The sequence below is a fragment of the Gibbsiella dentisursi genome, assembly GCF_039539505.1.
Classification (GTDB): Bacteria; Pseudomonadota; Gammaproteobacteria; order Enterobacterales; family Enterobacteriaceae; genus Gibbsiella; species Gibbsiella quercinecans.
This window is the reverse complement of the sequence record NZ_BAABDG010000003.1, coordinates 226630-239240: the sequence shown is the minus strand read 5'-3', so window position 1 is coordinate 239240 and position 12611 is coordinate 226630. Positions and strand designations below refer to the sequence as shown.

Below are 12611 nucleotides of genomic sequence, written 5' to 3'. Positions count from 1 at the left end.
AAGAAATAGATAGCCACTATAGTAGGTTAGCCTTTTTACCGCTGGCAAGCCCGTTGAATATAGGGGTTGTGCTGGCCCTGTACTTTAGCGATACGTGCGTCACGGGTGCATTCCCACTGGCTGACGGGGTATTGGCGGTTCCAAACCTCAAACAGCTGGGTTTGCTGGCGCGATAGCCGCAGGTGGTATCGATCGCGCATATAAAAATAGGTGCGGGCGATGGCGCCGCGGGCCCGTGCCGGCGGTTCGGCCTGTTTGTTTTTGAAATCCACTTTCATCGGGCACTGGCCGTATTGGCCTTCACCGCCGCGCCACTGGCTGTACATAAAGTTATTGCGATCGCCATTCACCTCGCCAATGGCCGGCTGCAGGTTGTGCAGATCGGTTTCTATTTGGCGGTAGAGCGGATCTTTATTGCAGTTTTTGCGCCCGCCGTTTTGCCAACATTGCAACTGGTGGCCGAACTGCCAGGCGGGCACCACGTGTTCCCATTCGATCCGGTTGGCGCGCTGCGCATTTTTACGCACCTGGTAGCCACAGCTGGCGAGATCCGGCACGCCTTTTTTACCCTGCCAGTGTATTTGGCAACCGCAGTAAAAGCTGCCGGGCGCATCGCGGTTGATGGCCGCCGCCGCCGCTTTGGCCTGGCTAAAGTTATTGATGCCGTGCGCCTGTACGGTGCCGATCGTCAGTAGTGTTGCGAACAAAATTTTGCGAAGCATATTCCAAAACAACTCGAAATTGGAAAAGCAGGCAGGGTAACGGAAGTTGCATGGCGTAGCAAAGGGTGGGAATTCCTAGTTTTAACGCATAAAGCGTTTCATTTAGGCGTTTCTGTAGCGGTAAATTTTAACTTTTCGCCGCAGCGGCGGCAGCGGTATTCACTCTCGCCGCGCATGACGCGGTTATGGCGGCGTAGGGTGAGCTGGTGCATCTGGCAAGCGCAGCGGTAAGGGAAGGTTTTGCTCTGCACCGAGCTGATTTCAAAGCGGTGCGTGCGGCTGGCCGGCACTGACAGCACCGTTTCCATCATCCATTTCCATTCACGCCCGTGCGGCGGCACACGGCCGAACTGGCGGAACACCAGCAGGTGTGCAAGCTCATGCGGCACCACTTCGTCAATAAATGGCTGTTGGTTTTCGAGCAGCAGCACTGGGTTGAGGCGGATCTCCCAGGCTTGCAGCCAGGCCGTTCCCGCACTGGTGCCGCGTTGCTGGTAAACCAGCTTTGGCTCGGGGAAATCGATCGCAAAATGCGTACGCGCCAACTGGAGTTTTTCCCGCAGGCAACGCATTACCGCCTGCTGCAGCGCAATGGGGATTCTTACTTTGTTCATTGCCGCTAGCATAGACGGGGGCGCAGCGGCTGGCAATATGCCAACCGTTTTATACCCGGATTGAAGGTAATGGATTGTAATGAGTGTGTTAATTAATAGATAATGAATCGTGTCTTTGGATACGGCTTCACGGCTTTTACCGCACGGCGGCGCCAACGCAACCATTATCATTATAAATTGAATGGGTATTTGCGATTTGGCGCAATAATAGCGTGAACAAAAATACGTAAGGTAAAGGTTGGTTTTGATACAGCGCGCCGATGCCGTGCGCTGACGTATGAATTTTTGCGCAACTGATGTTGCAAGTGAGAGATCAATGTCGAATAAACCGTTCCACTATCAAGAGCCCTTTCCGCTAGCGAAAGACCACACGGAATATTATCTGTTAAGCCGTGATTATGTCTCCGTCACCCAGTTTGAAGGGCAGGAGATTTTGAAGGTCGATCCTAAAGCACTCACTCTGCTGGCCCAGCACGCGTTTCATGATGCTTCTTTTATGCTACGCCCGGCGCACCAGCAGCAGGTCGCCGCCATTCTCGATGATCCCGAGGCCAGCGAAAACGACAAATACGTGGCGCTGCAATTCCTGCGCAACTCTGAAATCGCCGCCAAGGGCATCTTGCCCACCTGCCAGGACACCGGCACCGCGATTATCGTCGGGAAAAAGGGGCAACGGGTATGGACCGGCGGCGGCGATGAAGAAGCGCTGTCGCGCGGGGTATACAACACCTTTATTGAAGATAACCTGCGCTACTCGCAAAACGCGGCGCTGGATATGTATCAAGAGGTCAATACCGGCACTAACCTGCCGGCACAGATCGATCTCTACAGTGTGGACGGCGATGAATATAAATTCCTCTGCATCGCCAAAGGCGGCGGTTCCGCCAACAAAACCTACCTGTACCAGGAAACCAAAGCGCTGCTTTCGCCGGGCAAACTGAAAAACTATCTGGTGGATAAAATGCGCACGCTGGGTACCGCGGCCTGCCCGCCGTACCATGTGGCGTTTGTTATCGGCGGCACCTCGGCAGAAGCGACGCTGAAAACCGTCAAGCTGGCTTCCACCCATTATTATGATCAATTGCCCACCGAAGGTAATGAACACGGCCAGGCGTTCCGCGACGTGCAACTGGAGCAGGAACTGCTGGAAGAGGCGCAGAACCTGGGGCTGGGCGCGCAGTTCGGCGGCAAATATTTTGCCCATGATATCCGCGTGATCCGCCTGCCGCGCCACGGCGCTTCTTGCCCGCTCGGCATGGGCGTTTCCTGTTCGGCTGACCGTAACATCAAAGGCAAGATTAACCGCGACGGCATCTGGCTGGAAAAACTGGAGCACAATCCGGGGAAATTCATTCCGGCCGAGCTGCGCCAGGCGGGCGAAGGGGATGCCATCAAGGTGGATCTGAACCGCCCGATGAGCGAAATCCTCAAGCAGCTTTCGCAATACCCGGTTTCCACTCGTTTGTCACTGAGCGGCACCATCATCGTGGGGCGCGACATTGCGCACGCTAAACTCAAAGAGGGCCTGGAACGGGGTGAGGGCTTACCGCAGTATGTGAAAGATCACCCGATCTACTACGCCGGCCCGGCCAAAACGCCGGAGGGTTATGCTTCCGGTTCCCTGGGGCCAACCACGGCGGGGCGCATGGATTCCTACGTTGACCTGTTGCAGGCCAACGGCGGCAGCATGATCATGCTGGCGAAAGGCAACCGCAGCCAGCAGGTGACCGACGCCTGCCACAAACACGGTGGCTTCTACCTGGGCAGCATCGGCGGCCCGGCGGCGGTGCTGGCGCAGCAGAGCATCAAGAGCCTGGAATGTGTGGCCTACCCTGAGTTAGGGATGGAGGCGATCTGGAAAATCGAGGTTGAGGATTTCCCGGCCTTTATCCTGGTGGATGACAAGGGCAATGATTTCTTCCAGAAAATACAGGCGGCGCAGTGCACGCACTGCGTGAAATAGCCACCGTCGTCCCAGGCTGAGGGATATAAAAAACGCCGCCCGGTGGATTACCGGGCGGCGTTTTGCCTGAGAGGCATGTGGTTTCGGTTAGCGATTGGCGGCAGCGGCCGCTTTCTGGCTACGTTGCTTAATGATGTAGCCCAGCGCCAGAACTGCGATCCAAACCGGGATCAGCAATACGGAAATGCGGATGCCCGGCGTCAGGTACATGATCACCAATATCCCGGCCAGGAACAGCAGGCACAGGTAGTTGCTCAGTGGGTACCAGAAGGCTTTGAACTTCGGCTCAATGCCTTCGCGGCGCTTGGCGGCACGGAACTTCAGGTGAGCCAGGCTGATCATTGCCCAGTTGATCACCAACGCGGAAACCACCAGTGCCATCAGCAGTTCAAACGCGCGGCCTGGGATCAGATAGTTGATCAGCACGCAGAATGCGGTTGCCAGAGCGGAGAGGCCAATCGCCACCACCGGCACGCCGCGGCCGTCCACGGTCAGCAGGCTTTTCGGGCCGTTGCCCTGTTTGGCCAAGCCGTACAGCATGCGGCTGTTGCAGTATACGCAACTGTTGTAAACCGACAGCGCGGCGGTGAGTACGACGATATTCAGCACCGTTGCCACCACATCGCTGTTCAGCGCATGGAAGATCAACACGAACGGGCTACCGCCTTCAACCACTTTCCCCCACGGATACAGCGACAGCAGGATGGTCAGGGAACCGATATAGAAAATCAGGATACGGTAAATGACCTGGTTGGTGGCCTGCGGGATGCTTTTCTCCGGGTTGTCGGCTTCCGCCGCGGTGATGCCGACAAGCTCCAGCCCGCCGAACGAGAACATGATCACCGCCATCGCCATAACCAGCCCCAGAATGCCGTTAGGGAAGAACCCGCCCTGCGCCCACAGATTGGTGACCGTCGCCTCCGGGCCGCCCATACCGCTGAACAGCAGATAGGCGCCGAATACGATCATGCCGATAATTGCCACCACTTTGATGATCGCGAACCAGAACTCCATCTCGCCGTAAACTTTGACGTTCGCCAGGTTGATGGCATTGATCAGCAGGAAGAACACGGCGGCGGATACCCAGGTCGGGATCCCCGGCCACCAGTACTGGACGTAAATCCCCACGGCGGTCAGTTCCGCCATCGCCACCAGGACATACAGCACCCAGTAGTTCCAGCCGGAGGCAAAGCCGGCGAAATTGCCCCAGTATTTATAGGCAAAGTGGCTGAAGGAGCCGGCGACCGGTTCTTCCACCACCATTTCGCCCAGTTGGCGCATGATCAGGAAGGCGATAAAGCCACCGATCGCATAGCCCAGGATCACTGAAGGGCCGGCCATCTTTATTGTTTGTGCGATACCGAGGAAAAGCCCGGTACCAATTGCGCCACCTAAGGCAATCAACTGAATATGGCGGTTTTTCAGGCCACGTTTCAACTGATCGCCCTGCGTTTTCCCATCCATCCATTTACCCTCTGTCGTTGCAGAATAACCCCCCGCTTGTAAAGCGGTGATTACGGTGTGTGTATCTTATTTTTTACGGTGTTATTGCTATTTATTCCACGGCACCGCTACCGTTCAGCTCAGAATAATGTTAAGCGCGGCGGTTTGCACCTGCTTTATCATCGGAGTGATTAATATTGCAGCACTTTTGCCAATAAAGTGCGGGTTATGTGTCTTTATTGGCTGTGTGGTGCATGAAACAAGCAACGCCCGCGTTTTTTTGCAAAACCTTGCGCTATTTCCGGGTTATTGATACCTGGCCGCTGGCTGCCCGGCACGATGGTGGCACTGCGTCCGCCGTTCATAAAATCGTCATGGCGCTATCGTAGCTTGGCCTGCCGGACGGAGGTTTCGCAAAGGTTAAATCGGGTGATGGGTGGGTAAAGAGTATGACTAGCACCGCGTTATCGTATTGCAGCCGGCCATGAGGTGAGGTGTTAAAATGTGCGGCAAATCATGATTTCGATCAAGCCCAATATGGACACGAGGTGAATACTTTGTTACTTTACGGTCACGTTTTTTAAATTGGTATTACCAATTGACTCCGCGCCATTTCGCAGAGAAGAAATCACCCATGGCCTACACCAAAATCCGTCAGCCCAAGCTGTCAGACGTTATTGAGCAGCAGCTCGAATATCTGATCCTTGAAGGGACACTGCGCCCAGGCGAAAAACTGCCGCCCGAGCGTGAACTGGCGAAGCAATTTGATGTTTCCCGTCCTTCTCTGAGAGAGGCTATCCAACGTCTGGAAGCCAAAGGCCTGCTGTTGCGCCGCCAGGGCGGCGGCACCTTTGTGCAGGCAAATCTGTGGCAAAGCGTTAGCGATCCTCTGGCTGAACTGCTGGCCAATCACCCTGAATCACAATTCGATCTGCTGGAAACCCGCCATGCGCTGGAAGGCATCGCGGCCTACTATGCGGCGCTGCGGGGCACGGATGAAGATTTAGCGCGCATCCGTGATTGCCACCAGGTGATTCAGCAGGCGCAGGACAGCGGCGATCTGGCCGCTGAAGCCGATGCGGTTATGCAGTATCAGATTGCCGTCACCGAGGCGGCCCATAACGTCGTTTTGCTGCATCTGCTGCGCTGTATGGGGCCGATGCTGGAGCAGAATGTCCGCCAAAATTTTGAATTGCTCTACTCGCGCCGGGAAATGCTGGCAACAGTGAGCAGCCACCGCGCCGGTATTTTTGAGGCGATTGTGGCACGCGAGCCGGAGAAGGCGCGCGAAGCCTCGCACCGCCATCTGGCGTTTATCGAGGAAATCTTGCTGGATCTCAGCCGGGAACACACCCGGCGTGAGAGATCGCTGCGGCGTCTCCAGCAACGCAGGGATTGAGCGTTGTTCCCTTCAGGGCACACCAGCCTGGGGGGAATGGGAGCTCGGGGTGCTGGGGCCGTAGGCCAGCGCGGTGCGTGAGCACTGGCGCTGGCCTACCGTCTGATTAAGTACTTTTGCGGCAACTAAACTGACGAGCCTGTCTTCGTGTATTTCGGCTTTGGAGTACAGGAAGACAGGCTCCATACAAACCATTAGACAGATAAGGAATACCACCATGTCAGAACGTTTAAACAATGACGTGGATCCGATCGAAACCCGCGACTGGCTGCAGGCGATCGAATCGGTCATCCGTGAAGAGGGTGTTGAGCGAGCTCAGTTTCTGATTGATCAGGTATTGGGAGAAGCGCGCAAAGGCGGCGTTAGCGTTGCAGCCGGTGCTGCAGCGAACAACTACGTCAACACCATCGCAGTGGAAGATGAACCTGAATACCCAGGCAACCTGGATCTGGAGCGCCGTATTCGTTCAGCTATCCGCTGGAACGCTATCATGACCGTTCTGCATGCATCCAAGAAAGACCTGGAGCTGGGTGGCCACATGGCATCCTTCCAGTCTTCCGCGACTTTCTATGAAGTCTGCTTTAACCATTTCTTCCGCGCACGCAACGAGAAAGACGGCGGCGATCTGGTGTATTTCCAGGGCCATATCTCTCCGGGCGTTTATGCGCGAGCCTTCCTTGAAGGCCGCCTGACCGAAGAACAAATGAACAACTTCCGTCAGGAAGTTCACGGCAATGGCCTGTCTTCCTATCCGCATCCAAAACTGATGCCGGAATTCTGGCAGTTCCCAACCGTTTCCATGGGCCTGGGCCCAATCAGCGCCATCTATCAGGCCAAGTTCCTGAAATACCTGGAGCACCGCGGCCTGAAAGATACCGCCGGCCAGACGGTTTATGCCTTCCTGGGTGATGGCGAAATGGACGAGCCGGAATCCAAAGGTGCGATCACCATCGCCACCCGTGAAAAACTGGATAACCTGGTGTTCGTGATCAACTGTAACCTGCAGCGCCTGGACGGCCCGGTTACCGGCAACGGCAAGATCATCAACGAGCTGGAAGGCATCTTCGGCGGTGCTGGTTGGCAGGTGATCAAAGTGATCTGGGGCGCGCGTTGGGACGAGCTGCTGCGTAAAGATACCAGCGGCAAGCTGGTGCAGCTGATGAACGAAACCCTGGACGGCGACTACCAGACCTTTAAATCCAAAGACGGCGCCTACGTGCGTGAGCACTTCTTCGGCAAATACCCGGAAACCGCTGCGCTGGTCAAAGACATGACCGACGACGAAATCTGGGCGTTGAACCGCGGTGGTCACGATCCGAAGAAAGTGTTCGCGGCACTGAAAAAAGCGCAAGACACCAAGGGCAAACCGACCGTCATCCTGGCTCATACCATCAAAGGCTATGGCATGGGTGAAACCGCGGAAGGGAAAAACATCGCTCACCAGGTGAAGAAAATGAACATGGAAGGGGTGCGCCACTTCCGCGATCGTTTCAACGTGCCGGTTGCCGATGCAGACATCGAAAAACTGCCGTACATCACCTTTGATAAAGACTCTGACGAGTACAAATACCTGCATGAACGCCGCCAGGCGCTGCAAGGCTACCTGCCAAGCCGCCTGACCCACTTCAGCGAGAAGCTGGAAATCCCGGCGCTGGAAGACTTCTCTGCGCTGCTGGAAGAGCAGAACAAAGAAATTTCCACTACCATCGCTTTCGTGCGCGCCCTGAACGTAATGCTCAAGAGCAAGTCGATCAAGGATCGTCTGGTGCCGATCATCGCTGATGAAGCGCGTACCTTCGGTATGGAAGGTCTGTTCCGTCAGATTGGTATCTACAGCCCGAACGGCCAGCAGTACACCCCGCAGGACCGTGAGCAGGTTGCTTACTATAAAGAAGACGAGAAAGGCCAGATCTTGCAGGAAGGCATCAACGAACTGGGTGCGGCTTCTTCCTGGCTGGCGGCGGCGACCTCTTACAGCACCAACGATCTGCCGATGATCCCGTTCTACATCTACTATTCGATGTTCGGGTTCCAGCGTATCGGCGATCTGTGCTGGGCGGCGGGCGACCAACAGGCGCGCGGCTTCCTGATCGGCGGCACCTCCGGGCGCACCACGCTGAACGGCGAAGGTCTGCAGCACGAAGATGGCCACAGCCACATTCAGTCGCTGACCATCCCGAACTGCATCTCTTACGATCCGGCCTATGCCTACGAAGTGGCTGTCATCATGCACGATGGCCTGGAGCGCATGTACGGTGAGAAACAAGAGAACGTTTACTACTACATCACCACGCTGAACGAAAACTACCACATGCCGGCCATGCCGCAGGGTGCGGAAGAAGGCATCCGTAAAGGTATCTATAAGCTCGATACCCTGGCGGGCAGCAAAGGCAAGGTACAGCTGTTGGGCTCCGGCTCCATCCTGCGTCACGTGCGTGAAGCGGCCAAGATCCTGGCTGAAGAATACGGCGTGGGTTCCGATGTTTACAGCGTGACCTCCTTCACTGAACTGGCGCGTGACGGCCAGGATTGCGAACGTTGGAACATGCTGCACCCAACCGAAGCGCCGCGCGTGCCTTACATCGCTCAGGTGATGAACGACGCACCGGCGGTGGCATCTACCGACTATATGAAACTGTTCGCAGAACAGGTTCGCACTTATGTGCCGGCCAGCGATTATCGCGTACTGGGCACCGATGGTTTCGGTCGCTCCGACAGCCGCGAAAATCTGCGTCACCACTTCGAAGTCGATGCTTCCTATGTGGTTGTGGCTGCGCTCGGTGAACTGGCCAAACGCGGCGAAGTTGAAGCTTCCGTAGTGGCTGAAGCCATTAAGAAATTCGACATCAATCCTGAGAAAGTTAACCCGCGTCTGGCATAAGAGGTACAGGACAATGGCAATTGAAATTAAGGTACCGGATATCGGTGCGGATGAAGTTGAAGTCACCGAGATCCTGGTGAAGGTGGGCGATAAGGTTGAAGCCGAACAGTCGCTGATTACCGTTGAAGGCGATAAAGCCTCAATGGAAGTGCCTTCCCCGCAGGCCGGTGTGGTTAAAGAGATCAAAATCGCCGTTGGCGATAAAGTGGAAACCGGTTCGCTGATCATGGTCTTTGAAGCCGAAGGCGCCGCGCAAGCGGCTCCGGCCCAAGAAGAAAAACCTGCGGCGGCGGCCCCTGCTGCGGCTGCGGCCAGCGCGGTGAAAGACGTTGAAGTGCCTGATATCGGCGCCGATGAAGTTGAAGTCACCGAAGTTCTGGTGAAGGTGGGCGATAAGGTTGAAGCTGAACAATCGCTGATCACCGTTGAAGGCGATAAAGCCTCGATGGAAGTACCGGCGCCGTTCGCGGGCACCGTGAAAGAAATCAAGATCGCCACCGGCGACAAGGTGAAAACCGGCTCGCTGATCATGACCTTTGAAATCGCCGGCGCCGCGCCTGCCGCACAGGAAGCTGCGCCAGCCGCCGCACCTACTGCTGCCGCGCCTGCCGCATCGGCGGTGAAAGACGTTAACGTACCGGATATCGGCGGCGACGAAGTTGAAGTCACCGAAGTGATGGTAAAAGTGGGCGATAAGATCTCTGCTGAACAGTCGCTGATCACGGTTGAAGGTGATAAGGCCTCAATGGAAGTGCCTGCGCCGTTTGCCGGCGTGGTCAAAGAATTGAAAGTGGCCGTGGGCGACAAGGTGAAAACCGGTTCGCTGATCATGACCTTCGAAGTAGAAGGCGCAGCCCCTGCTGCTGCACCGGCTGCGGCCTCTGCGCCAGCACCGGCTCCGGCCAAACAGGAAGCTAAAGCGGCCGCTCCGGCTGCCGCTGCGGCAGGCAAGAGCGAGTTCGCCGAGAACGACGCTTACGTGCATGCTACCCCGGTCATTCGCCGCCTGGCGCGCGAATTCGGCGTTAACCTGGCGAAAGTGAAAGGCACCGGCCGCAAAGGCCGCATCCTGCGCGAAGACGTCCAGGCTTACGTGAAAGACGCGGTTAAGCGTGCAGAAGCGGCGCCGGCTGCTGCTGCCGGCGGCGGTCTGCCAGGCATGCTGCCATGGCCGAAAGTCGATTTCAGCAAGTTTGGCGAGATCGAAGAAGTGGAGCTGGGCCGTATCCAGAAAATCTCGGGCGCTAACCTGAGCCGCAACTGGGTGATGATCCCGCACGTTACGCACTTCGACAAAGCGGATATCACCGATCTGGAAGCGTTCCGCAAACAGCAGAACGTTGAAGCGGAGAAAAGAAAGCTGGACGTGAAGATCACGCCGGTTGTCTTCCTCATGAAAGCCGCCGCCGCTGCACTTGCACAGATGCCGCGCTTCAACAGCTCCCTGTCCGCAGACGGCCAGAAACTGACGCTGAAGAAATACATCAACATCGGTGTTGCGGTTGATACGCCGAATGGCCTGGTGGTTCCGGTCTTCAAAGACGTGGATAAAAAAGGCATCGTTGAGCTGTCTCGTGAGCTGATGGTCATCTCCAAAAAAGCGCGTGATGGCAAGCTGACCGCAGGTGAAATGCAGGGCGGTTGCTTCACCATCTCCAGCATCGGCGGCCTGGGCACAACCCACTTCGCGCCGATCGTCAACGCGCCGGAAGTGGCGATCCTCGGTGTTTCCAAGTCCTCTATGGAACCGGTCTGGAATGGTAAAGACTTTGTGCCGCGCCTGATTCTGCCGCTGTCTCTGTCCTTCGACCACCGTGTCATTGACGGTGCTGATGGTGCTCGCTTTATCACCATCATCAACAACACGTTGTCTGATATCCGCCGTCTGGTGATGTAATCGGCAAGCCGGCCTGACGGCCGGCTTTTTTCTGGTAAGCTATCTTTTGGTGGCGGTTGCCAGTGATAAAGGACAAATCGTTTGTCGCTTGTTGTTTCAAAATTGTTAACGATTTTGTAAACTGTCGCGGCAAGACACGTCCCGGTGGAACAGGGCGTTAAGACAAGAACAATAACGTCAGACCCGCCGGAAACAAATTAAGAGGTCATGATGAGTACTGAAATCAAAACTCAGGTCGTGGTACTTGGCGCAGGCCCTGCAGGTTACTCTGCTGCCTTTCGTTGCGCTGATTTAGGGCTGGAAACCGTGTTGGTCGAGCGTTATTCAACGCTGGGCGGGGTGTGCCTGAACGTGGGGTGTATCCCTTCCAAAGCGTTGCTGCACGTTGCCAAAGTGATTGAAGAAGCCAAAGCGCTGGCGGAGCATGGCATCGTATTCGGCGAACCGAAAACCGATATTGATAAAGTTCGCCTCTGGAAAGAAAAAGTCATCAATCAGCTGACCGGTGGTCTGGCTGGCATGGCGAAAGGCCGCAAGGTCAAAGTGGTCAATGGCCTGGGCAAATTCACCGGTGCAAACACCCTGGTGGTTGAAGGTGAAAATGGCGCCACCACTATCAACTTCGACAACGCGATCATCGCCGCAGGTTCCCGCCCGATTAAGCTGCCGTTTATTCCTCATGACGATCCGCGCGTATGGGATTCTACCGATGCGCTGGAGCTGAAAACCGTTCCTGAGCGTTTGCTGATCATGGGCGGCGGTATCATCGGCCTGGAAATGGGCACCGTATACCATGCGCTGGGTTCGCAGATCGACGTGGTCGAAATGTTTGATCAGGTGATCCCGGCGGCTGATAAAGACGTGGTGAAAGTCTTCACCAAGCGTATCAGCAAGCAGTTCAACCTGATGCTGGAAACCAAAGTCACCGCGGTAGAAGCGAAAGAAGACGGCATCTACGTGACGATGGAAGGCAAAAAAGCGCCGGCAGAACCACAACGTTATGACGCGGTGCTGGTTGCTATCGGCCGCGTGCCGAACGGCAAACTGCTGGATGCCGGTAAAGCGGGCGTGGAAGTGGACGAGCGCGGCTTCATCCACGTCGACAAGCAACTGCGCACCAACGTGCCGCACATCTTCGCTATCGGCGACATCGTCGGCCAACCGATGCTGGCGCACAAAGGCGTGCATGAAGGCCACGTCGCCGCGGAAGTGATCGCCGGCAAGAAACACTATTTCGATCCGAAAGTCATTCCTTCCATTGCCTACACCGAACCGGAAGTGGCATGGGTGGGCCTGACCGAGAAAGAAGCCAAAGAAAAGGGCATCAGCTACGAAACCGCGGTGTTCCCTTGGGCGGCTTCAGGCCGTGCTATCGCCTCTGACTGTTCTGATGGTATGACCAAGCTGATCTTCGACAAAGAAAGCCACCGCGTTATCGGTGGGGCGATTGTCGGCGCCAACGGCGGCGAGCTGCTGGGTGAAATCGGCCTGGCTATCGAGATGGGCTGTGATGCTGAAGACATCGCGCTGACGATCCACGCGCACCCAACGCTGCATGAATCCGTTGGGCTGGCGGCGGAAGTCTACGAAGGCAGCATCACTGACCTGCCGAACCCGAAAGCCAAGAAAAAGTAATTTTTCTTTCCGGCAAAAGCATAAGCGGCTCTGAGAGCCGCTTTTTTTACGCCGGAT

Annotated in this window: 8 protein-coding genes; 5 read left to right on the top strand and 3 right to left on the bottom strand. The window is 56.0% G+C overall.

The genetic code is table 11. The annotated features are described in order from the left end of the window. Nucleotides 1-35 precede the first annotated feature (35 nt). Together endA and ABFX35_RS11770 are read right to left on the bottom strand one after the other, a co-directional pair. On the bottom strand, nt 36-722 hold the full coding sequence (gene endA / locus ABFX35_RS11775; protein ID WP_279022784.1) for a deoxyribonuclease I: 687 nt from the start codon (nt 720-722) through the stop codon (nt 36-38). 98 nt (nt 723-820) lie between these two features. Then, nucleotides 821-1336, bottom strand: a complete 516-nt coding sequence (locus tag ABFX35_RS11770; RefSeq protein ID WP_346081177.1) for a SprT family zinc-dependent metalloprotease — start codon at nt 1334-1336, stop codon at nt 821-823. Between the two features lie 316 nt (nt 1337-1652). On the opposite strand from ABFX35_RS11770, the gene fumA reads away from it, so the two are divergent. Further along, nucleotides 1653-3299 carry a class I fumarate hydratase FumA gene (fumA, locus tag ABFX35_RS11765; RefSeq protein ID WP_279022786.1) on the top strand — a complete coding sequence of 549 codons (1647 nt, stop codon included), beginning with the start codon at nt 1653-1655 and terminating at the stop codon, nt 3297-3299. An 87-nt stretch (nt 3300-3386) separates the two neighbouring features. Here the strand turns inward: fumA and ABFX35_RS11760 are convergent, their stop codons facing one another. After that, the gene (locus ABFX35_RS11760) at nt 3387-4763 is read right to left on the bottom strand and encodes an amino acid permease (RefSeq protein ID WP_095847282.1); all 1377 of its coding nucleotides are present in this window, start codon (nt 4761-4763) and stop codon (nt 3387-3389) included. Nucleotides 4764-5376: 613 nt separating this feature from the next. Here ABFX35_RS11760 and pdhR point away from each other — a divergent pair. From pdhR to lpdA, 4 genes are all read left to right on the top strand, one after another. Continuing rightward, nucleotides 5377-6141: a pyruvate dehydrogenase complex transcriptional repressor PdhR gene (gene pdhR / locus ABFX35_RS11755; RefSeq protein WP_095847283.1), complete on the top strand. Its 765-nt coding sequence runs from the start codon at nt 5377-5379 to the stop codon at nt 6139-6141. 217 nt (nt 6142-6358) lie between these two features. Further along, complete coding sequence (gene aceE, locus ABFX35_RS11750; RefSeq protein ID WP_279022788.1) at nt 6359-9022, top strand: pyruvate dehydrogenase (acetyl-transferring), homodimeric type; 2664 nt, start codon at nt 6359-6361, stop codon at nt 9020-9022. A 13-nt stretch (nt 9023-9035) separates the two neighbouring features. Beyond that, nucleotides 9036-10919, top strand: a complete 1884-nt coding sequence (gene aceF, locus ABFX35_RS11745; RefSeq protein ID WP_346081173.1) for a pyruvate dehydrogenase complex dihydrolipoyllysine-residue acetyltransferase — start codon at nt 9036-9038, stop codon at nt 10917-10919. A 210-nt stretch (nt 10920-11129) separates the two neighbouring features. After that, on the top strand, nt 11130-12554 hold the full coding sequence (gene lpdA / locus ABFX35_RS11740) for a dihydrolipoyl dehydrogenase (RefSeq protein WP_346081700.1): 1425 nt from the start codon (nt 11130-11132) through the stop codon (nt 12552-12554). Nucleotides 12555-12611: the final 57 nt, after the last annotated feature.